Consider the following 22,689-nt stretch of genomic DNA (forward strand, 5'->3'; position numbering starts at 1 on the left):
TCTCAACTTGAGATGGCTTCTTTTCGCTTAGGTAAGTGACCCGTACGGGATTCGAACCCGTGTTACCGCCGTGAAAGGGCGGTGTCTTAACCGCTTGACCAACGGGCCTAAATAAAATGGTAGCGGCGGAGGGAGTCGAACCCACGACCTCACGGGTATGAACCGTACGCTCTAGCCAGCTGAGCTACACCGCCATGTTATTGTGTTGTGTCCTAAGCACATTTTCTATAATAACCAGTAGCCACGTCCGTGTCAATTCTTTTTTAAAACTTTTTTCACAAAAAATCGTGTATAGTGCCATTTCATACACTATACACGATTTTCGGTTGATTGTGCATCACGCTTCCGACGGAGCCGGGCGATATTTTTTCTTCCAAGCGATGCGGAAATATCCCCAGAGCAAGAAGAAGCAACCGACCGACACGAGCGCCAAGTATAGAATCGCCCCTTGTAAATAACTGAGCCCGTCCGCCGACAAAATCTCTTTATAGCCGGCCACCGTATACGTCATTGGAAGTAACGCGTTGAACGGCTGCAAGGCACGTGGAATCAATTCAAGCGGGAACGTCCCGGCCGACGTCGTCAATTGAAGAATCAATAAGACGATGGCAACGAACCGTCCCGGGTTCCCGAGCGTCGTGACGAGCAACTGAACAATCAATAAGAACGTAATACTGACGAGCCAGCTGAAACCGAAGAAGCGAAGCGGTGACTCGACCTCGAGTCCGAGCAAAGTCATCATCGCCACGTTTAAGACGAGCGCCTGAACAAAACCGACGACGATTAATACGCCCGATTTCGATAACAACCAAGATAAACTCCGCTTCGGTTTGCCAGCCGGATCATAGAGCGGATAGACGATTGACAACAAGAGCGCCCCGACAAAGAGACCGAGCGACATGAAGTATGGTGCAAATCCTGTCCCGTAGTTCGGTACGTGATGAATCGAGTCGTTCACGATTTGAATCGGCCCCGCCATCATTTCAACGTTCTCATCGCGGATGTCGACGTCAGCCGCTTCCGCACCCGAGAGTAAGGCGTCACGAAGTTTTCCGTTACCGGACTCTAGTTCAGTCAGACCTTCCGCCAGGTCCGAACTTCCAGAACCGAGCGCTTGACCTCCTTCGGCCAGACGAGATGCCCCTTCAGCGAGGGTACCCGTTCCTTGACCGGCCGTTTTGACCCCGTTGGCGAGTTTCGTACTTCCTTCAGATAAGGCGAGCGTGGCGTCAGCCAATTGATCACTCCCCGACGCCAGTTCCGTCGTCCCGTCATGAAGCGTCGTCACGCCTTCGTTCAATTGAATGCTTGCCGATGCAAGTTCACCCGAACGATCCATCGCGGTTTTGATACCTTGCTCGATTTGACCTGACCCCTCGCTCAGCGCCGCGGCCCCGTTGACGAGCTGAGTCTGTCCGTCATTCAACGCAACCAATCCGGCCGCGAGTTCAGTGGCACCGGCTTCTGCTTGTCCCAACCCGTCCCCGAGTGTCGTTTGGCCTTCCGTGATACGAGACGCGCCCTCTGAAAGCGATGTGAATCCCGCTTCCGTTGCCTGCATGCCTGTAGACAACTCGGCGACGATGGCTTGTAACACGTCTGGCGTTGCGGGCGTGCCGGATTCGGCGAGCGCAGACAACTTGGCGATCAGTTGCTCTTGCTGGCCTAACAGCTCCGCTTTCATTTGGTCAATGCCAGCGGTGACACCTACCGTTCCTGCTACAAGTGCTTCGTTTCCGGCACTAGCCGCACCAAGCGCTTCTGCGAGTGTGTTCGAGCCGTTGACGAGCTGGCCGCTTCCGGCCTGTGCGTCCTCGAGTCCGGCTGCGAGTTCATGAATCCCAGCGTCAAGCTGTTGCGTCCCGCTATGCAACTCGCCTAACTTCGAAGAGAACGCGCTCGTTCCGTCGACGAGCTGAGTCGTACCGTCTTTTAGCACGGCGGCCCCGGCGTCGACACGATGGACACCGTCTGACAGCGTGGAACTCCCGGTTTGGATACGTTGGCTCCCGTCGACGAGATCAGCCGCCCCAGACTCAAGCGCACCGAGTCCGTCATCGAGCTTGGCTGCGCCGTCCGCTAGTTCCCGCTGTTTTGAAGCGAGCAGTTGCGAGCCGTCCGCTAGCTTAACGGCTCCTTCTTTAGCAGTCGTTGATCCGTCAGCAAGCTCCGTCGCACCGGTTGCGGCTTCATCTAATCCATCAGCCACGGTTTTCAATCCGTCCCGCATGGCGTTGACGTACTGTTTCGTCACTTCAGTCGACAGTCCGCCTTTCACTTGCTCCATCGCCGAACCTCCGATTTGAGCGGCGAGGAAGTTATACGACTCGTTCGCGATGTACCGAAGTTCTAATTGCTCAGGGTCAGCGGACAGCGCGCTCGTCGCTTTCTCCGAAAAGTCATCCGGGATTTCGATCGCCATGTAAAAGGCGTGATCTTGTAACCCGGCGTCCGCTTCCGCTTTCGACACTTCGACGAATCGGAACGCTTCCGAGGTCGTCAACTTATCGACGAGTTCGTCACCGACAGCGAGTTCCTCCCCTTCAAACGTGGCCCCTTGATCTTCATTGACGATCGCGACGGGCAAATCTTTCATTTGGCCGTAAGGATCCCAAAATGCCCACAAGAACATGCCCGCATACATGAGCGGCACGAGCGCGACCGCGAGAATCGGAATCCATACCCGCGGATTTTTACCGATGCTCTGCCATTCTGCTTTCCACAACTTCCATCCGTTCATTTGTTTCTCCACCTTTACTTATAAAACATAACTATTTTTCATGTTCCCTATTGTGCTCGCTCCATCGAAAAATTGCAACCCTTTTTAGTTATTTTTCATAACAAAAAAGCGTCGACAATTGTCGCGCCATGAAAAAAAGCCACGGACCGGTGTCCGTGGCGTTATCGTTACGAGTAGAAGCTGATGGTTTACGAAGGGTTACCCGCGCTTGGCTCCACGTCCACCGCGTTTTGAATCAGTTTGACGCTTCAACGTTGTAAGGCGTTCGTCGCTATCTTTCAAGAACTTGGTCATCAACGTATCAAACGTTTCTGGCTCACGACGTACTTCACGACGCGCGCCGCCACCGCCACGGGGACCGCCGCCACCGCGTGGGCCACCGCCGCCGCGTGGGCCTTGACCAGGACCACCTGGACGTGGACCGCCCGGACGTGGGCCACCTTGACCAGGGCCGCCCGAACTAGGGCCCCGTGAGAAGCGTTCGCCGGCTGGACGTTCTGGGCGTTCGCTAACAGGACGATCGACAGTTTTTTTGATAGACAACCCGATTTTGCCATCACTTTCGATGTTCAAGATTTTGACTGTGACTTCTTGACCGACCGTTAGGACTTCATTGATGTCTTTGACATAAGAATCTGCCACTTCACTGATGTGCACCAAACCCGTTTTTCCATTCGGGAGCTCTACGAACGCTCCGAAATGCGTAATCCCTGTAACCTTACCTTGTACCTTGCTTCCTACTTCAATTGACATAAAATAATGTACTCCTTTTTTTGAATGATTCCCTACAATTATACGAGTCGATTCGTCAACGGTCAACGAACCTACTTATTCCTCTGGTGAGAAGTAAAAAATAATCTCGCCATCTTTCGAGAACAACAGCTCGTTGCGTGCAAGATTGGCGATGTATTCTTCGTCTTGTAAACGTTCAACCTGCTCTTTTAGCTCCGCTTGTTCTTCCTTCGTTTCACGAAGCTCGACACGAGCCTCGTCTTGCTTTAGCTCTTGATCCGCTACATATCCGACCTTTGAGAAATAGCTCTGACCGATGAAGACAATCAACAACAAAAAGACAAGTGAGGCCACGGCTAGGCGGCGTCGAAGATGGATACGTCGCCGGCTCTGTTCTTTTTCCAGCTGTTCTCTCCGTTCGTCGAGAGCCCGAATCCGCTGTTTGCGTTCCATCGGGTTACGTCCATTCATCGAATCACCTTCCTCTTGACCTATTATATTCAGTATACCTTTTTTTTATGCTTCCGTACCACTGTTCACCTTTTCTTCTTTGATCAACCGGTACATTTCTTTCGCATCCTCTTTCCGGGCATGCTCGGCAATTGAATCGATAATGACCGTCACCAGCTTATTCCCGAATCGGATTTGGAGCTCATCACCGGCCTTGACGTCCGTACTGGCCTTGGCGACTTGGCCATTCAAGCGGATACGGCCTTGATCGGCCACTTCCTTCGCTAACGTCCGTCGTTTGATCAAGCGCGACACTTTCAAAAATTTATCTAGTCTCATAATCCCTTCTCCTTCGCTTCATCCCAAAGCCGATCCATCTGTTCGAGCGTCATGTCGCTGAGCGATCCGTTCGCTTCGATATATTCAAATCGTCTCTTGAATTTTTGATTGGTCCGTTCAAGTGCTTGCTCCGCGTTCAACCCGAAATAACGGGCTACGTTGACGACTGAGAACAGTACGTCCCCTAGTTCTTGTTCATCTTCGGGACTTTCTCGCCACTCTTGTAACTCTTCTTCGAGCTTCTCGAACGCTCCGGTTACGTCATCCCACTCGAACCCGACTTGAGCCGCTTTCTTTTGGAGTTGCTCGGCACGCATTAACCCCGGTTGGGTCATGAGCACACCATCAAGCTGCGAATGTTTATTTTCCCCTTTTTCGTCTTGTTTAATCGCATTCCAGTTCGAAACCACGTCGTCGGCGTCTGCGACCGTCACGTCACCGAAGACGTGCGGATGGCGACGGACCATTTTTGTGCTGATCGCGCCGATCACGTCACGAATATCAAAGTACCCTTCATCGGCCCCGATTTGCGCGTGAAGCATGACTTGGAGCAAGACGTCTCCGAGTTCTTCGATCATCGCATCATCGTCCTCTTCGTCGATCGCCTCGATCAACTCATACGCCTCTTCGAGTAAATATTTCCGCAGTGATGCGTGCGTCTGTTTTCGGTCCCACGGGCAGCCGTTCGGACCGCGGAGTGTCGCGATGATGTCTGTCAACGTCGCAAACTCCCGCGCGAGGTGCGTCTCGTCAGTGAGTGGCGGGACATAGAGCGTCGTCAAATTGTCGACTTCAGCGACCCGGTCCATCTCGTAGAGCGGAACTTCGGAAATTCGCTCTCGTTTCGTCCCGGCCGCCGTGACAAGCTTGACAAGATGTTCGTCCGGATAACGTTCCATCAATTGTACTTTCACATCCCCGGCCACAAACCCGTCGTACACTTGACCGATTAAGACGTGCTGCGTGACTTGGAGCCGTTCAACGTCGAGTGCGGTCGCATCGAGCAGTTGAAATCCATTGATCGGATCAATCTGGAGCGCTTGAAACATGGCGTCCAAAAAGCTCTGTCCGCCGAGGAACGTCACGTCCGCCCCTTGTTCGACGAGCAGTTCGACCGTCCGCTCGGCGACGAACGGATGGCCCGGGACCGCATACGTAATCGCCAGTTCGTCGCTCTTATCGAGCAACGTCTCAACGATTTGTTTATAGACGTCCTCAAATGTATCGTTTGATTCATAAATGTGGTCGAACGATTCAAAATGAACCCCTTCCGCCTCGAGCTCTTTGACGACCGGATGTTCTTTCGTGCGCAACCAGACGAGCGGTTGCTGTTTCAAATGACGATATACCCCGAGCGGAAGTTGCTCGAGTTCGCCGGAGCCGAGTCCGACGACGGTAATTCCATAACTCATATTAGGTCTCCTTTTTATCAATCAAATTGATGAGTCGATTTCCAAACGGGATCATCTCCCATTCTTCGATCGTCAGCACCTGTTCCCTGACCGCTCGCCAGACGTACAAAGCGCCGCCGCACACCACCATCAAACCGAGCCAACCGAGTGCGTTGACGCGGTTTGATGGTGACTCAGACGCTAACGCGTTCAAACCGAGCAAGACGATCCCCATGGGCAGGACGGTCTTTAAAAGCAGTCCGTAATGGTGCAATCGAAACGTACCGAGCGGAATGTTCTGATCGAGCCGATTAAAATTAAAGGCTGCCATCGCTAAAAATGCGAGCGACGTACCGACTGCCGCCCCGTCAATCCCATAACGCGGAACGAGCAGCAAATTGATCACAAACTTTACAATCATGGCAAACAGCATACCAAAGGCGGCCGTCCGCTCTTTGTCGATCGCTTGAAGGCACGTCATACTCGCGACTGCGAGCGAGGCCGCGAACGTACTTGTCGACAACAATACAAGCGCTCTTGTACCGTCAGCATTTTCAAACAACGCGACGTTCAAAGGCCACATGACGCCCATCAGTCCGATCGTTGCAGCCGCAGCGACCGTGGTCGTCACTCGAATCATCGAACTGAGGCCCGTTGCCGTCGCTGTGAGTCGCCCGGCCCGGTAATGGCGGACTAAGTTCGGCACGTTCGCCATCCCGAGTGCCGTCGTGAAGAGGATCGCAAACTGCACGAGCGGATAGCCACGGTCGAACACGCCTTTACTCACTTTGGCCGAATAATCGCCGCCCATCAAATTGACGATTGTGAATGAATCGACGAGTTGCATCCAAAGAATACCGAGCGACGCAAATCCGACCGCAAGCCCGCTCGTCAAGAGAACACGCAGTACGGCACGCAGTGTTGTGGCACGGACCGCGACGATTCGGAACCCTTTCGCCCAAATCGACAAGACGACGACGGCGACACTCCCGCCGACTAACGTCGCCGCATAGGCATAGCGACTGAGTTCATATGCGTCACGTCCAAAGTGGACACCGACGAGCAATGAGACGAGCAACACCGCGACCCGAATCAAGTTTTCAAGCACTTGCGACAGCGCACTCGGTCGCAAGTCATCAATTGATTGAAATGACCCGCGCAGTACCGCAAGCGCAGGCATCAACAAGTAGCTGAGACTGATGATTTGGAGCGTCGTCGCCAGTTCGGGGTCACCGAGCAAGCGCGCGATGACAGGCGCAAGCGCGAACATCGCGACCACGAGGCCGACAGCGAGGCCGAGGAGCACATAAAAACTGCCCCACAGGACTTCTAACTTCTGTCTTGGACCTTGTGCCCCGACCCCGATTTTGGCAATCACGACCGGCATCGCGTAAATCCCGAGCGAGGCGACGATCGCCGCAAACGGATATACCGTCTGGTAAGCGTATAACCCAAAATCACCGGCAATGTTTTGATACGGGACCCGATAGGCAAAACTAATAAATTTTGAAATGTATCCTGCGAGCGCAAATAAGACGACGCCCGTCGCAAACTTACTTGGCGTCCGCATGGACCACCAACCGCTTCACGAGTTCCTCAAGGACCGTGTCGGCATCGTTCAACAGCTCGACAACCGGCATACGTCCGCTGAGTGACAGCTTGAGCGCCCCGTTGTCTTGCCCGACTCCGAGTTTCCGTCCGAGCGGCATCGTCCATTCCATGAACGACGGCACATCGAGTGCCGTCGTCGATTCCATCGATAACACGATGTCGATCCGCTCTGGTGACTGTTTGATCCGTGTCACTTTCGCCAGCTCCCCGTAAATGCGCAGACGCGTCAGTTGGATGAGCAACGCGACCGGTTCCGGGAATTCTCCGAACCGTTCGATCAGCTCGTCTTGAAGCGCGAACAGTGCTTCTGGTGTATCGACATATTTGAACCGCTTATACATCTCGATCTTCAGTTCGCTGTCCGACAAGTAATCGTCCGGAATGTAGGCATCCGCTTGGAACGTGACTTCCGGTTTGAAGACGACTTGTTTCGCTTGGCCGCGCATGCGGTCTTTCCGCTCTTCGATCGCTTCTGACAACATCTGTGAATACAGATCGAACCCGACCGAGTCGATGAACCCGGACTGTTGGGCACCGAGCAGGTTGCCGGCCCCACGAATCGATAAATCACGCATCGCGATCTTAAACCCGCTGCCGAGCTCGGTGAACTCTTTGATCGCTTGCAGGCGGCTCTCCGCAACTTCGGTCAACCGCTTGTCTTTCCGATACGTGAAGTACGCATACGCGATCCGGTTCGATCGGCCGACGCGTCCTCGAAGCTGATACAGCTGCGACAGACCCATCTTATCGGCGTCGTGCACGATGAGCGTGTTCACGTTCGGGATGTCGATGCCGGTCTCGATAATCGTCGTCGAGACGAGGACGTCGGCTTCTCCTTCAAGAAAACTGATGAGCTGACTTTCAAGCTCGGTTTCGGTCATCCGGCCGTGCGCCGTCGCGATACGGGCATCCGGCAACAGCGCCCGAATCTCTTCGGCTTTCCGCTCGATCCCTTCGACTCGGTTATATAAGAAGAACGCTTGGCCGCCACGGGCGAGTTCGCGCTCGAGCGCTTCTCGCAACACGATGCCGTCGTATTCCATGACGTACGTCTGAACCGGATAACGGTTCTCCGGCGGTGTCTCGAGGACAGATAAATCACGGATTCCGATCATCGACATATGAAGCGTCCGCGGAATCGGTGTCGCCGTAAGCGTCAAGACGTCGATGTTCGTCTTCAGCTGTTTCAGGCGCTCTTTATGCTTGACCCCGAACCGCTGTTCTTCATCGATGATGACAAGGCCAAGATCGGCGAACGTCACGTCTTTCGACAGCACGCGGTGCGTCCCGACGACGACGTCGATCGTTCCCTCTTTCAGTCCTTTTTTCGTCGCCGCCAGCTCACTCTTCGAACGGAAACGACTCATGACCGAGACGTTGATCGGGAATTCACTGAACCGTTCGAGCATCGTCTCATAATGTTGCTGCGCGAGCACCGTTGTCGGCACGAGGAATGCGACTTGTTTGCCCGCGAGAACGGATTTGAACGCCGCCCGGATCGCGACTTCGGTCTTGCCATATCCGACGTCACCGCAAAGCAGGCGATCCATCGGGCGCGACCGTTCCATATCCGCCTTGATCTCGGCGATCGACCGAACTTGGTCTTCCGTCTCGGCGTACGGGAAGGTCGATTCGAACTGGCTCATCTCGTCATCGTCCGCCGGGAAGGCGAAGCCGACCGATGCCTCTCGGGCCGCATAAAGTTTGATCAACTCGTCGGCAATGTCTTCGACCGACTTGGCGACTTTTGATTTGACCTTCTTCCATTCCGTCCCGCCGAGTTTATAAATCTTCGGCTCTTTCCCTTCGGCCCCGACGTACTTTTGGACGAGGTCGATTTGATCGACCGGCACGTAAAGCGCGTCATCCCCGGCGTACACGAGATGGAGATAGTCTTGATGGATCCCGCCGACTTCGATCGTTTTGATACCTAAGTATTTCCCGATTCCGTGATGGATATGAACGACATGATCATTCGGCTTCAGCTCTTGATAACTCTTGATCCGTTCGGCGTTCGTCAAATTCTTCGTCTGCCGTTTCCGTTTCGTGACCCGCTTGAACAGCTCCGTTTCCGAGACGACGACGAGGCGGCTCGTCGATAACTCGAACCCTCCTTCGACCTGTCCGATCATGACGTGGACATGGCGTGGCAACAGCTCCCCGTCAACGTTTGTGAACGTGGACGGGATCCCGTAGTCTTCCAGGAGCGCCACGACTTTGTCTGCCCGCATTTGATCCCCGGCGAGGAAAACGATCCGGTGATCACTTTGTTGCCACCGCTCGACCTCTTGCTTCAACAAGTGCATCTGTCCGTGGAAGGCAGGGAGCGGGCGGCAACTGAGATGGACCGTATTCGTCTCCGGGATCCCCGAACGCCGTGATGGCAGCAACGAGAACGCGACTTGTTTCAAGCTTCGGAACACTTTGTGCATCGGCACGGCGAGGGTATAGTTGCTGACCGACTCCCCGCGTTCGATCAGTGACGAGAACCATTCGGCCTCTTCACGGTCTTGCACGTCCGCCGCGTCCTCGATGCGTGCCACTTCGTCCAACATGAGGACCGAATCAGCACCCACATAGTCAAGCAGCGTCGACGTATAAAGTAGCGGCGTATACTTCCCGAGCTTCTCCGGCACATCACCGCGTCCGAACTGTTCGATGTCGCGGGCGATACCTGATTCAAGCGCTTGTCGAATCGTCTCGGTTTCAATCAGCTCGAGCGTCCTTTCGTATTGCCGTTCGAGCGCTTGTCCGGCTTTCTTCAACTGTTCGACCGATGCGACGAACTCGGTCGCCGGCGTGATGACCGCTTCCGAAACGACACCTAACGACCGTTGCGTCTCCGCATCGAACGTGAAGACGGAATCGACTTCCGTGTCGAACAAATCAATTCGATACGGTCTCGCTTCCGTGAGCGGATAGACGTCAAGAATACTGCCGCGGACCGAAAACTCACCTGGCGCCGTAACCGTGGCCGTCCGCTCGTAACCAAGTTCAATCAGTGTTGAGGCAAACGGCTTTAAATCAAGCTCTTGCCCTGGTTTGATCGTCCGATGACTCGCCAGCCAATCGGTCGGACTCGGCACGAAACGACGCAAGCCACCGAGCGGTACGACAAGGACGCCTCCCTCTTCGGTCAGGAGGCGTGTTCTGGCTTCGATTCGCGCGGCGAGGAGCTCGGGACTGGATGTGAGCGACAGTTCCCCGGCGAGCGTCTCGTCAATCGGATAGAGCAACGTCTTGCTCGGTCCGACAAGTGGCTCAAGCTGGTCGAACATCTTTTGGGCTTGGTACATGTTATGGGTGACGACAACGAGACGGCGTGTCGACTGTTTCGCCAAACCGGCCAAAACGAGCGCTTTGGCACTTGTCGTCAATCCCGTGACGAGTTGACGGTCGACTTTAGGCAACCGGTCTCGAATCACGTTCGTCTCCGGCAGTGTCACCATAAATCTCTCTAAAGCGTTCATTTGTTTTCCTCCACCTTATACGACAAAAAAGGGTGCTGTGACCCTTTAGTTATATCGATTCATGAGCGCGACCCAGTCCGTGTCCACAAAATCTGTTGCGGCGGCCACGGCTTGGTCGAGCGTATCGTTCAATTCGGACATATCTTCTTTTCGATAACTCATCAGTACCCAATCAACAACTTTGATCGGGTGCGGCGGACGTCCAACGCCAAGCTTAAGCCGTTTAAAATCCATCGTCCCTAGATGCTGAATCAATGACTTGATGCCATTATGTCCACCGGCACTCCCTTTCGGACGCAGGCGGAGTTTACCTGGGACCATGTCTAAATCATCATAGATGACGAGTAAATCGTCGATATCGATTTTATAGTAATCGAGAATCGGACGGACCGCTTCACCTGATAGATTCATGTACGTGAGCGGTTTGACGAGGACGACCCGCTCTCCATTGATTCTTCCCGTTCCAATGACTGCTTTAAACTTGGCTTCGTCAAGCGTGATCCCGTGCTTGTCCGCTAACCGATCAATTGCTAAAAACCCGATATTATGACGGGTCATTCCATATTTCTTGCCCGGATTCCCGAGACCGACGATACATTTCATCATGTTCCTCCTGAACAAAAAAGCCCAAAGGCGAACGCCTTCGGGCCTCGTTTTTTTAATCGAACAGCGTGCTCACCGATTTGTGCTCGTGGACACGCATGATCGCTTCCCCAAGCAAACGGGCAACCGACATCTGCTTGATTTTGCTCGAGCACTCGCGACCAGTCAAATCGATCGTGTTGAGGACGACGAGTTCTTTGATTGACGAGTTGTCGATTCGCTCCATTGCCGGGCCAGACAGAACCGGATGGGTACATGAAGCGTATACTTCTTTTGCTCCCGCTTGGACGATTGCGTCTGCTGCGAGCGTGATCGTACCGGCTGTGTCGATGATATCATCGATCAAGATGGCTGTTTTGCCTTCAACGCTGCCAACGATGTTCATGACTTCGGCCACGTTCGCTTCCGGGCGTCGTTTGTCGATGATGGCGATTGGCGCTTTCAAACGTTCTGCGAGCTTCCGGGCGCGCGTGACACCGCCGTGATCTGGTGAGACGACGACGATATCTTTTGCTTTGAACTCATCTGTCTCAAAATACGTCGAGATGAGCGGAACGCCTAACAATTGGTCTACTGGAATATTGAAGAAACCTTGGATCTGAGCGGCGTGCAAGTCCATCGTGATGACGCGTGTCGCTCCGGCTACCGTAAGCAGATCGGCAACGAGTTTCGCTGTGATCGGCTCACGCGACCGTGCTTTACGGTCTTGGCGTGCGTAACCATAGTACGGGATGACGACGTTGATCGTGCGAACCGAGGCCCGTTTCAGCGCATCGATCATCACGAGCAGTTCCATGAGCGTTTCATTCACTGGTGAGCTCGTCGATTGGATGATGTACACATCGTCGCCTCGGACGCTCTCCTCGATATTGATGTAAAGTTCTCCGTCGCTAAACCGCTTCACTTGGCAGTCACTGAGTGGGACACCGATTTCTTTGGCAATTTCTTCAGCTAACGGGCGGTTCGAGTTTAAGCTAAATAGGCGAATTTCACGTTCATATACAGTAGACATGTTTAGGATTCTCCTCCATCGTTTTCCATAGTAATAGGCAGCAACTTAGCGTTTCGTGTAACCTTCTTTGTTCGTTTGACGCTCGCGCGCAATCGCGAGAGCTTCTTCAGGGACATCGTTTGTAATCGTTGAACCGGCAGCGACGATCGCGCCTTTCCCGACTGTCACCGGGGCAATCAAGTTGACGTTGCATCCGACAAACGCGTCTGCTTCAACGACCGTCTCAAACTTATTCTTACCATCATAGTTGACCGTGATCGATCCACATCCGAGATTGACACGTTCACCGATCGAGGCATCTCCGATATAGCTGAGATGCGATGCTTTCGCACCGTCCCCGAACGTTGATTTTTTGATTTCCACGAAATTGCCGACGCGCGTATTGGCGCCAAGGACTGCTTGTTGACGAAGGTGGGCGAACGGCCCAACTTGCGCATGACTTCCGACACGGCTATCACTGAGTACCGATTGACGAACGGTCGCACCGTCTTCAATCACACTGTTGCGGATGTCCGAGTTCGGTCCGATCACGCACTCCGAACCGATGACTGTCTTGCCAAGAATGACTGTCCCTGGGTAGATGATCGTATCTGATCCGATGACGGCGTCCGGCGAAATGTATGTCGAGGCCGGGTCCATGAAGGTTACGCCTTCGCGCATAAGGCGTTCGTTCGTCCGCTTGCGCATGAGTGTTTCAGCCTGCGCGAGAGCGACACGATCGTTGACACCGATCGTCTCGCCGAACGTCGGCGCGGTATGGGCCGCGACAACTTCGCCTGCTTCTTTCGCAATCGCGATGACGTCTGGCAAGTAATACTCACCTTGAACGTTATCGTTACCGACTTGTTTGAGGGCATCAAACAATAATTCGTTGTCAAACACGTAAGTTCCCGTATTGATTTCAAGAATCGCTTGCTCTGCAGCAGAGGCGTCTTTATGTTCGACGACTTTCGTCACGTTACCGTCTTCTCCACGGATGACACGACCATAACCGGTCGCATCGTCAGCGATCGCCGTCAGTACCGTTACTTTCGCTTGCTGCGCCTCATGATGGGCAAGGAGCGCCTCCAACGTTTCCGCTGTGAGAAGTGGTGTGTCACCACAGACGACAAGCGTCGCACCTGATTTACCAGCGAGCTCAGCTTCTGCCATTTGAACCGCATGGCCCGTTCCAAGTTGCTGTTCTTGGACCGCGTACTCGACGCGCGAGCCTAGCGTCTCTTGTACCGCTTCAGCCCCGTGACCGACGATGACGATTTGACGACTGACTCCGATTTTGTCGAGTTGGTCGACGACATGTTCGACCATCGGTTTTCCGAGGACCGGATGAAGCACTTTATAGAGCTTAGACTTCATACGCGTCCCTTTACCTGCTGCCAAAATGACTGCAAAACGATCCATTCTTGATTCGCCCCTATCTTAATCGACTGTTTTTATTCAATCGTTCGGTTTTTTCTATATTTAAATCCTGAATACACCGTTTCTACTATATCGAAACCGTGACGCGGTTTCAACCGTTGTAACCATTCGTAACCAATCAAACGCAAAAAGGCAGCGGAAGGGTCCCCATCCGCTGTCGAGTCATTATTCGTTTATACCGTTGTATGATTCCTGTGCTTCGTAAGTGGAAACATCGACCGTGCCGTAGGCTTCGAGCACAGCCGCCTCGACTTTTTGGCGCATATCTCCATTGATCGGGTGAGCGATGTCTCGGAAGATGCCTTCCGGCGTTCGTTTACTCGGCATCGCGACGAAGAGCCCGGTGCTTCCTTCGATGATTCGAAGGTCATGCACGACAAACTCTTGGTCGAGCGTGATTGAAGCGAGCGCCTTCATCCTACCTTCCGTCGTCACTTTGCGAATTTTTACGTCTGTGATCTGCATGTTTCGCATCCCCTTTTCTTCGTTGTCTATGCCATGGTGTACTTTCACTAAAAGGTTAAAGTGATTCAAGCGAACCGATTGACTCCGTATGACTGATATACCCTCTCATCATAAAACGAAATCAAATTTTTGCCAATCACTTTAAGAACTGTTCGACGTTACCGCGTGAAATTGTGACGAGTCCTTCATCTGCATCAACGTTCGTCAACTTCATCAAGCTGACGTACTCACTCACCATTTTCTTCTCGGCACCTTCGGCTTCCATCAAGACACCGACACCAGCTAGGTTTGCCTCGAACTCATTCAACAGGCTCATCATCCCACGGATCGTCCCGCCTGCTTTCATAAAGTCATCGATGAGCAAGACGTTTGCGCCTCGTGGCAAGCTTCGACGTGCGAGTGCCATCGTACGGATCGCTTTTGACGAGCCGGAAACGTAATTGATACTGACGGTCGACCCTTCCGTGACACGGCTGTCGGACCGGACGATGACGAACGGAACACCTAATTGCTCAGCGACCGCGTAGGCGAGCGGGATCCCTTTTGTCGCAATCGTCATGACGACGTCGACTTTACGGTCCGCAAACACCGAGGCGAAGATTTGTCCCATCGGTTTCACTTGACGCGGATTACCAAGCACGTCGGTTAAGTATAAATAGCCTCCCGGAAGCAGACGCTCCGGTTTCGACAGTTGATCGCACAAGCCATCGATCATCGATAGCGACTTGTCTTTGCTCCACCCTGGAATGAACATGACTCCCCCGGCCGCACCTGGGACGGTAATCAATTTTCCGGTACCGTCGTGGGCGAGCATTTCACTGACGATGACTAAATCTTCACTGATCGATGATTTAGCAGACTGATAGCGGCTCGAAAACATCGATAACGAGACGAGCTGATGTGGATGGTCAAGCATATAACGGGTCATATCGACGAGACGACCACTTCTACGAATTTTCATACGGATTCCCCTTCACTTTGTCAATAATAGACGAATGTTCTAAACAGAATATATCACTTTCATTCGTTTTTTTTCAATGTTTTTTACCGAGAATCCGAACGACGAACACTTCCGGACAAAATCCTTTCAGTCCGTTATAGACGCGGTGCGCTTTTTGCTCGTGCTCGATGAGCGCGAATACGGTCGGGCCGCTGCCGCTCATCAACACGCCATCAGCACCACAATGCAGCATCGTCTCTTTGATTTGACGGACTTCGGGATGCAGTTCAAGCGTGACGCCTTCAAGCGCGTTGCCGAGGTTCGCACAAATTCCGTCAAAGTCCCGTTCACGAATCGCTTTAACCATCGCCGCAGTGTTTGGATGGATGATTTTCTCCATCTGAACGGCTCGATACACGTCAGCCGTTGATACACCGAGCTTCGGCTTCGCCAATACGACATAGCACGGCGGCGGTGACGGAACCGCCTCTAATATCTCACCGCGGCCCCGGGCGATCGCGGTTCCACCCATCACACAAAACGAGACGTCTGAACCGACCGCGGCTCCGAGCTCTGCTAACTCCTCGAGCGTTAAACCGAGGTCGAACAGTTCATTCATTCCCCGAAGCGTCGCCGCAGCATCACTTGACCCTCCCGCGAGCCCTGCTGCGACCGGGATTTGTTTATCAAGGACGATTTCGACTCCTTCTGTGATGCCGAACCGCTTCCGCAACAGATCGGCCGCACGGTAAGCCAAGTTCCGATGATCGCTCGGGACATAGGCATGCTCAGACTGGATTCGAATCTCATCCGTATCAAGTACGGTCAATTCGAGCCGGTCGGACAAGTCCACCGTCGTCATCACCATTTCTACTTCATGATAGCCGTCCGTCCGCTTCCCGAGGACGTCTAGTGTCAAATTGATTTTTGCCGGCGCTTTCACACTGATCGTGCGCATATCGTTCACCCTTCCCAATGTATCTCCTGTTCGCCATTGTACCGTAAACGGACGCACAAAAAAAGAAGCAGCTGCCAATGCATCCGCCCCTCATTTATCGATCAATTACTGAATTCAATTTTAACTGTATCCGTTAGGACATCAGCGTAGCTATACGAGACACGTTCCACATTATGGTAGTCTTCATCCAACTTGACAACGAACACCGCAGGATACGTCTCAACGAGCGTTCCAAACCGAGTAACGACTTTCTTACGACCGCCGTTTGCTTTCAACGTCAATCGTTCTCCAACATGTGATTCGAGTTTTTGTCTGATTTCTTGCAACGTCTTTGGCATACGCTTCACCTCACTGCTACAAGTATAGCATATTCTAAAACGGAAATAAAGATTAAATATTATAGCGACTCCCTATCCGGTCGTCAACTATTTTTAAGTGGTAAAATTGTGTCTGCTAAGCGTGCAAACTCTTCAAGCGAAAGCGTTTCGCCTCGCCGTTTCGGGTCGATTCCCGCTTCATTCAAGAGACGTTCAAGGTCTACTTTTTTATCTTTGCCGAGATGATTCGTCAAGTTGTTCAAAATCGTTTTTCGACGTTGCGCGAAACTAGCGCGGGCGATTTCAAAGAAAAAGGCTTCGTCTTCGACATCGACGGCCGGGCGCGGCCGCATCTTGAGCGTGATCACGGCCGAGTCGACGTTTGGAGCCGGCATGAATACGCTTTTCGGTACGATAAAGCTTACACTCGCTTCCGCATAATACTGGATCGCGATTGATAACGAACCGTACGCTTTCGTGCCAGGTTTCGCCCCGATGCGCTCAGCCACCTCTTTTTGAATCATCATGACGAGCGAACGGAACTTGATCCGGCTCTCGAGCAAACGCATGATAATCGGCGTCGTCACATAATATGGCAAGTTGGCGACGACCGCGATATCATCGATTCCTTCATTCAAGAACTCACGTTCGACGATGCTGCGAATGTCGAGCTCGAGCGCGTCCCCATGAATGACGTGAACGTTCGGGTAAGGCGCCATCGTGTCTTCAAGGATCGGCAGAAGGCGTTGATCGATTTCAAGCGCGACCACTTTTTGCGCCCGCTTGGCCGATTGTTCCGTCAACGAGCCGATTCCCGGACCGATTTCGAGCACACCGCTCGCTTCACCTAGTTCTGCGGCGTCGACGATTTTATTTAATATATTCAAGTCGATTAAAAAGTTTTGTCCGAGCGACTTTTTGAATGAGAAGCCGTGACGTTGTAAAATCGCTTTTGTGCGATGAATCGTTGCAATGTCTTTCAATGATTTTCCTCCTCTAACTGAGCGAGCGCCCGCTCCCATTCTTCGATGGTCACACGCAACGCTTCGACTCGTTTCACAAATTGCTTGGCGTTCGGTTCCCCGATGCGGAGCAAAACACCTAGACGCTTGCGACGAGTTGCGGCGTCAGCCCCGCCGATCAAATCGGCCTCGAGCACCATCTGTCGTGTGACGAGCGGCTCGTCCGTCTCAACTCGCGTTTCATAAACCGCCTCGAGCACACGACGGATTGTCGCAGGTGTCGCGTGTTCGACGCCGATTTTCCCTCGTTTGTCTTTCGCCTCGGCCCGAGGGAGGTAGGCGTGTTTACAGCCCTTCACTTGCTCTTCGACGATGGCCCGGATCCGGTCGCCCGGATAGTCCGGGTCGGTCAAGATGATGACACCGCGTGTCTCCTGGGCACGTTTGATCCGTTCGATCGTCTGTTTTGACACGGCCGACCCGTTCGTTTCAATCGTGTCGACGTCGTACACTTCTTGAAGCCGGGTCGTATCATCGCGTCCTTCGACGACGATCACTTCTTGTATTTTCTCACGCATTGTCAGTTCCTTCTTTCTCTTCTTGCTTCGGGATCACCCAAATCGTCAGTGGCTTACGACCAAACGTGACCGCTTCCTCTTTCGTATCCATCATGATATCGATAATATTGCCTTTAATCGCGCTGCCTGTGTCGAGAGCGATCGCCATGCCAAACCCTTCGATATAGACACGGGTTCCGAGCGGAATGACGGCCGGGTCGACCGCAATGATCCGCATTCCTTCATACAGGATCGTATCCGTCACGTCATAGCCGCTGCGCGTCAGTACTCTGCCGTCATACGTCACGGTGTCTTCTGCGTTGTTCGTATAGGCGGTGGCCTCGACGAGGAGCTGTTTGGCTGATGTGAAGTCGAGGACATCGTCGGCCCGAGGCGTTTCCTCGATTTTGATTTCCGCTTCCTCGCGGAATGGACTTGTCGAGTCAACGGGCTCAGCCGGCGCTTCGGCTGCTTCAAACTCGGCTTCGCGCTCGGTTGCGACTTTCGTACCGACCTTAATGATTTGCGGTCGGACTGTCTGCACCATTTCGACGTCTGTCTCGGTCCGATTTGTAATTGTACCATTTTCAACTGTCAGTGCATACCGCGTCCGCTCTAGACCAGGGACGCCGACTTGTGACACTTCGGTCGTCCCGACTGTAAGTGTCGCATCCTCTTCTTCAATGATCTCAAACGGGATTAAGCGGTTCTCATATTGAACGACGTCTCGGCTCATGTTGACGGTGATCGTCATCCCATCACGCACTTCGGCCGTGAGCGCCGGAACGACCGTATCTTTATCTGAAATCTCAATTCGGGCTTCTCGTAACACCTCTTCCACGGTCGATGCCATCGTATGAACTTTCGTCGCATCATCGCCTATGATCAAATCAAGCGCCACGACCGGCTGATAGCGAATCGTCATTCCTGACGTGATCGGTGTTCTGACCGACGGATAGACATCATCGCCTTCTCGTACGCTCACACCGTATCGGAGCAGGACATCACCAACGGTCCGCTCACGGGTATCGATCGTTTCCATTTGGCCGTAACCGATCTGGAGCGACACCGTATGGGCCCGTTCGATATGAATGACACGCTCCGGCGGGATGTCCGCACTGAGCGCCGGCGTCACATAGTCGGCCTCATCGATCGTGATCCCGGCCTCGGCGAGCACTTCGATGACCGAATCAGCCTGTGTGTCGTGCTCAATCTTGACACCGTTATCGATAATCGTAATCTGCTCCGGCTGCATCATCATGTAGGCGAAGACGACAACGACAATGGCGCCTACACTTAACACGAAACGTCTCATCATCATGGAAGTCGGAACAGCCGTTTCGCATTGGCGGTCGTCGCCTCGGCGAGTGCTTCGTAAGGCATGCCGCGGAGCGCTGCAATCTCTTCAGCGACGTAAGTGACGTATGCCGGTTCGTTTCGTTTACCGCGGAACGGTGTCGGCGTCAAATAGGGGCAATCCGTCTCGACAAGAAGACGGTCGAGCGGTACCTGCTGCGCTACTTTCTTCGGCACTTTGGCGTTTTTGAACGTCACCGGTCCGCCGAGCGAGATATAAAAATTCAACTTCAAACAGCGCTCGAGCAGTTCGACAGACATGCTGTAACTATGAAACACGCCGCCGACAACTTCCGCGTGCTCTTCTTCTAGCAGATCGAGCACGTCCGCTGTCGCTTCGCGGTTATGGATGACGATCGGCATGTTCGTCCGCTTCGCGATCGCGATTTGCTGACGGAACACACGCTGCTGTACATCTTTCGGTGACTTGTCCCAATGGTAATCGAGGCCGATTTCCCCGAGTGCCATCACTTTAGGATGTGCCATAAGCGCTTCAATTCGGTCGAGTTCAGCTTCGGTGCAGTCGATCGCGTCGACCGGATGCCAGCCGACGATGGCGTAGACGTCCTCATACGCCTCGGCCAACTCAATGGCACGGTCAATCGTAGGTGTATCGAATCCGACGACGAGCATCGGCGAGACGCCGGCAGTGCGAGCACGCTCGATTGTCGCCTCGACATCTTCATTGAACTGCTCAGCGTTAATATGGGTGTGCGTATCAATCAACATGATGCATCCTCCTTCTTTAGACAAAGAGAGGGAGACCGAAGTCTCCCTCAAAATTATTTGACGATGGCCCCGTTCGGCATATTTTCTGAGACGGTGGCGAGTTCTAGCTTACCATCTTTATCGGCTGCTAAAATCATTCCTTGAGACAGTTCACCGCGGAGTTTGACCGGTTTCAAGTTGGCGACGACGATCACTTTTTTACCGACTAAGTCTTCCGGCGCATACCATTCGGCGATTCCCGAGACGATTTGTCGCGTTTCGCCGCCAAGGTCGACTTGAAGCTTTAATAGTTTTTTCGCTTTCTTGATCTTATCTGCTTCGACGATTTGCCCGACCCGAAACTCAACTTGGTCGAACACATCGATCGTGATTTCTGGACGGACGTCCTCATCTTCAGCTTCAGCCGGCGTTGCTTCCGCTTCGATGCGCGCTTGCGAAGCTTGACGCATCATCTCTTGAATCGCATCGACTTCTTCTTTCACGTCTCGACGTGGGAAGATCGGCGTTCCGTCCGTCACGACCGCTCCATCAAAGGCAGCGAACGTATCGAGCGCTTCCCATGACATGTCTTCGTCAACGAGTCCGAGCTGACGGAACATTTCTTTCGGCGCCCGTGTCATGAACGGTTGAATCATGATCGCGACATGGCGGAGTACGCCCGCGAGGTGTGTCATCACAGATGCAAGCTCATCACGCTTCGACTCATCTTTTACGAGCACCCATGGTTGTGTCTCATCGATATATTTATTGGCTCGGCTGACGAGTTGCCAAATACTTGCGAGGGCGACCGAGAACTCCATGTGCTCCATCGCTTCTTCTGTCTTGTTCGTCGTGTCGTTTACCATACGGAGAAGTTCCGCATCGAACGCCGTCACGTTCCCCGCATAAGCCGGTACGTTGCCATCGAAATACTTCTTGATCATGGCAACAGTCCGGTTGAGAAGATTCCCGAGGTCGTTCGCGAGATCAAAGTTCAAGCGATCGACGAACGCTTCCGGTGTGAACGTGCCGTCCGCACCGAATGGGACTTCACGGAGCAAGTAGTAGCGAAGCGAATCAAGGCCGTAGCGGTCGATGAGTGGAATCGGATCGACGACGTTCCCTTTCGACTTCGACATCTTACCGTCTTTCATGAGCAACCAGCCGTGCGCGAACACTTGCTTCGGTAACGGTAGGTCAAGCGCCATGAGCAGCGCCGGCCAAATGATCGTATGGAAACGAACGATTTCTTTCCCGACCAAGTGTACGTCTGCCGGCCAGTAACGATTGAACAATTCGTCGTTATCTGTCCCGTAGCCGAGCGCGGAGATATAGTTCGTGAGCGCGTCGACCCAGACGTATACGACGTGTTTCGGGTTCGACGGGACTTGTACGCCCCAGTCGAACGTCGTCCGCGAGACTGCCAAATCCTGAAGCCCCGGCTTCAAAAAGTTGTTGATCATTTCAGTTTTACGCGATTCCGGTAAAATGAAATCCGGATGTGACTCGAAGTACTCGATCAACCGGTCCGCATACTTGCTGAGGCGGAAGAAATAGCACTCTTCGCGCACGAGCTCCACCGGATGGCCGCTGTCAGGACTTTTTCCATCAACGAGTTGTGATTCTGTATAGTACGTCTCGTCCGGAATCGAGTACCACCCTTCGTACTCACCGAGGTAAATATCATCATTTTTGAGCAGCGTCTCAAACACGTGTTCGACGACCGCTTTATGACGGGCGTCAGTTGTCCGGATGTAATCGTCATATGAGATCTCAAGCTTGTCCCAAAGCACACGGATGTCTTTGACGACTTCATCGACAAACGCTTGTGGCGTCACGCCAGCTTCTTGGGCCTTTTCTTGAATTTTCTGTCCATGCTCGTCGGTCCCAGTCAAGTAACGGACGTCAAATCCTTTTAAGCGCTTATAGCGAGCAATCGCATCGCCGGCCACCGTCGTATAGGCATGACCAATGTGTAGTTTCGCACTCGGATAGTAAATCGGAGTCGTGATATAAAAAGTTGGCTTCGCCATAGTATGTTCTCCATCCTTTCGATATTTGCAATTTCCATTATACACGGTTCGACAAAAGAATTTCCAAACCAATTGTTTGGAATTAATTTGATGCTGATTCATAAAGAATGTTCCAAAAAAACCCTTTCTTTGTTTCGTGTTCAAATAATCGGGGAATTTTATGGATATACGATTCCCTTATCGTCATTATTCGAAAATGTGTATTTCCAATAGTAAGCAGTTGACTGCAATTGGAAAGTTTAGTATGCTTTTTGCTATAGCCACATTGTCGAATTTTGACGATTCATGTCACCACGAGATTTCGACATCATTGGAGGAGGAAATACAAAATGAAATCTACAGGTATTGTACGGAAAGTTGACGAGCTCGGGCGCGTCGTTATTCCAATTGAATTGCGCCGGACACTCGGTATCGCTGAAAAAGATGCACTCGAAATTTACGTCGACAACGAACAAATCATCTTGAAAAAATACAAACCGAACATGACATGCCAAGTGACAGGCGAAGTATCTGACGACAACTTCAAGTTGGCTGACGGAAAACTCATCCTTTCACCTGAAGGCGCACAGCGCGTTCTCGTCGAGTTGAAAAACATGCTCGAGAACTACTACAGCGAAGAGTAAGCA

Annotated in this window: 20 protein-coding genes and 2 tRNA genes; 1 reads left to right on the forward strand and 21 read right to left on the reverse strand. The window is 52.8% G+C overall.

Annotation, left to right across the window (positions count from 1 at the left end; genetic code table 11):
• Positions 1 to 36 precede the first annotated feature (36 nt).
• From EVJ30_RS12695 to metG, 21 genes are all read right to left on the reverse strand, one after another.
• Positions 37 to 108, reverse strand: a tRNA-Glu gene (locus EVJ30_RS12695).
• 9 nt (positions 109 to 117) lie between these two features.
• Positions 118 to 194, reverse strand: a tRNA-Met gene (locus EVJ30_RS12700).
• Positions 195 to 337: 143 nt separating this feature from the next.
• Entirely contained in the window at positions 338 to 2,740 is a 2,403-nt protein-coding gene (locus EVJ30_RS12705) for a YhgE/Pip domain-containing protein (protein WP_236636090.1), read from the reverse strand.
• Between the two features lie 198 nt (positions 2,741 to 2,938).
• The gene (locus EVJ30_RS12710) at positions 2,939 to 3,493 is read right to left on the reverse strand and encodes a S1 domain-containing RNA-binding protein (protein ID WP_070329375.1); all 555 of its coding nucleotides are present in this window, start codon (positions 3,491 to 3,493) and stop codon (positions 2,939 to 2,941) included.
• 75 nt (positions 3,494 to 3,568) lie between these two features.
• On the reverse strand, positions 3,569 to 3,943 hold the full coding sequence (locus tag EVJ30_RS12715; protein WP_131458690.1) for an FtsB family cell division protein: 375 nt from the start codon (positions 3,941 to 3,943) through the stop codon (positions 3,569 to 3,571).
• 45 nt (positions 3,944 to 3,988) lie between these two features.
• Positions 3,989 to 4,261 carry an RNA-binding S4 domain-containing protein gene (locus EVJ30_RS12720; protein WP_070329377.1) on the reverse strand — a complete coding sequence of 91 codons (273 nt, stop codon included), beginning with the start codon at positions 4,259 to 4,261 and terminating at the stop codon, positions 3,989 to 3,991.
• A complete protein-coding gene (gene yabN / locus EVJ30_RS12725) occupies positions 4,258 to 5,673 on the reverse strand; it encodes a bifunctional methyltransferase/pyrophosphohydrolase YabN (RefSeq protein ID WP_131458689.1) in 1,416 nt (471 codons plus the stop codon). The genes EVJ30_RS12720 and yabN overlap by 4 nt, the downstream gene beginning before the upstream one ends.
• A gap of 1 nt (position 5,674) precedes the next feature.
• A complete protein-coding gene (locus EVJ30_RS12730; RefSeq protein WP_131458688.1) occupies positions 5,675 to 7,222 on the reverse strand; it encodes a polysaccharide biosynthesis protein in 1,548 nt (515 codons plus the stop codon).
• Complete coding sequence (gene mfd / locus EVJ30_RS12735) at positions 7,206 to 10,733, reverse strand: transcription-repair coupling factor (RefSeq protein WP_131458687.1); 3,528 nt, start codon at positions 10,731 to 10,733, stop codon at positions 7,206 to 7,208. The genes EVJ30_RS12730 and mfd overlap by 17 nt, the downstream gene beginning before the upstream one ends.
• A 45-nt stretch (positions 10,734 to 10,778) precedes the next feature.
• The gene (gene pth / locus EVJ30_RS12740) at positions 10,779 to 11,336 is read right to left on the reverse strand and encodes an aminoacyl-tRNA hydrolase (RefSeq protein ID WP_070329381.1); all 558 of its coding nucleotides are present in this window, start codon (positions 11,334 to 11,336) and stop codon (positions 10,779 to 10,781) included.
• A 55-nt stretch (positions 11,337 to 11,391) separates the two neighbouring features.
• Positions 11,392 to 12,348, reverse strand: a complete 957-nt coding sequence (locus tag EVJ30_RS12745) for a ribose-phosphate diphosphokinase (RefSeq protein ID WP_131458686.1) — start codon at positions 12,346 to 12,348, stop codon at positions 11,392 to 11,394.
• 45 nt (positions 12,349 to 12,393) lie between these two features.
• Positions 12,394 to 13,749 (reverse strand): bifunctional UDP-N-acetylglucosamine diphosphorylase/glucosamine-1-phosphate N-acetyltransferase GlmU, encoded by a 1,356-nt coding sequence (glmU, locus tag EVJ30_RS12750; RefSeq protein WP_070329382.1) that lies wholly within the window; start codon positions 13,747 to 13,749, stop codon positions 12,394 to 12,396.
• Positions 13,750 to 13,932: 183 nt separating this feature from the next.
• Positions 13,933 to 14,232, reverse strand: a complete 300-nt coding sequence (spoVG, locus tag EVJ30_RS12755; protein ID WP_070329383.1) for a septation regulator SpoVG — start codon at positions 14,230 to 14,232, stop codon at positions 13,933 to 13,935.
• A gap of 136 nt (positions 14,233 to 14,368) precedes the next feature.
• On the reverse strand, positions 14,369 to 15,193 hold the full coding sequence (gene purR, locus EVJ30_RS12760; protein WP_070329384.1) for a pur operon repressor: 825 nt from the start codon (positions 15,191 to 15,193) through the stop codon (positions 14,369 to 14,371).
• Positions 15,194 to 15,266: 73 nt separating this feature from the next.
• A complete protein-coding gene (gene ispE / locus EVJ30_RS12765; RefSeq protein WP_131458685.1) occupies positions 15,267 to 16,130 on the reverse strand; it encodes a 4-(cytidine 5'-diphospho)-2-C-methyl-D-erythritol kinase in 864 nt (287 codons plus the stop codon).
• Between the two features lie 101 nt (positions 16,131 to 16,231).
• Positions 16,232 to 16,468, reverse strand: coding sequence for a Veg family protein (locus tag EVJ30_RS12770; protein ID WP_016510694.1), 237 nt, complete (start codon positions 16,466 to 16,468; stop codon positions 16,232 to 16,234).
• A gap of 83 nt (positions 16,469 to 16,551) precedes the next feature.
• Positions 16,552 to 17,430: a 16S rRNA (adenine(1518)-N(6)/adenine(1519)-N(6))-dimethyltransferase RsmA gene (rsmA, locus tag EVJ30_RS12775; protein WP_131458684.1), complete on the reverse strand. Its 879-nt coding sequence runs from the start codon at positions 17,428 to 17,430 to the stop codon at positions 16,552 to 16,554.
• Positions 17,427 to 17,987, reverse strand: coding sequence for a ribonuclease M5 (gene rnmV, locus EVJ30_RS12780; protein ID WP_016510695.1), 561 nt, complete (start codon positions 17,985 to 17,987; stop codon positions 17,427 to 17,429). Before rnmV ends, rsmA begins: the two co-directional genes overlap by 4 nt.
• Positions 17,980 to 19,281 (reverse strand): 3D domain-containing protein, encoded by a 1,302-nt coding sequence (locus EVJ30_RS12785; RefSeq protein ID WP_236636091.1) that lies wholly within the window; start codon positions 19,279 to 19,281, stop codon positions 17,980 to 17,982. The genes rnmV and EVJ30_RS12785 overlap by 8 nt, the downstream gene beginning before the upstream one ends.
• Before the next feature lie 2 nt (positions 19,282 to 19,283).
• A complete protein-coding gene (locus EVJ30_RS12790; RefSeq protein ID WP_131458682.1) occupies positions 19,284 to 20,051 on the reverse strand; it encodes a TatD family hydrolase in 768 nt (255 codons plus the stop codon).
• Between the two features lie 53 nt (positions 20,052 to 20,104).
• Positions 20,105 to 22,063: a methionine--tRNA ligase gene (gene metG, locus EVJ30_RS12795; RefSeq protein WP_131458681.1), complete on the reverse strand. Its 1,959-nt coding sequence runs from the start codon at positions 22,061 to 22,063 to the stop codon at positions 20,105 to 20,107.
• Between the two features lie 329 nt (positions 22,064 to 22,392).
• Between metG and EVJ30_RS12800 the strand changes: the two genes are divergently transcribed.
• A complete protein-coding gene (locus tag EVJ30_RS12800; RefSeq protein ID WP_070329391.1) occupies positions 22,393 to 22,686 on the forward strand; it encodes a transition state genes transcriptional regulator AbrB in 294 nt (97 codons plus the stop codon).
• The last annotated feature ends 3 nt before the right edge of the window (positions 22,687 to 22,689 follow it).

The organism is Exiguobacterium sp. SH5S13 (genome assembly GCF_004337085.1).
GTDB lineage: Bacteria > Bacillota > Bacilli > Exiguobacteriales > Exiguobacteriaceae > Exiguobacterium > Exiguobacterium aurantiacum_A.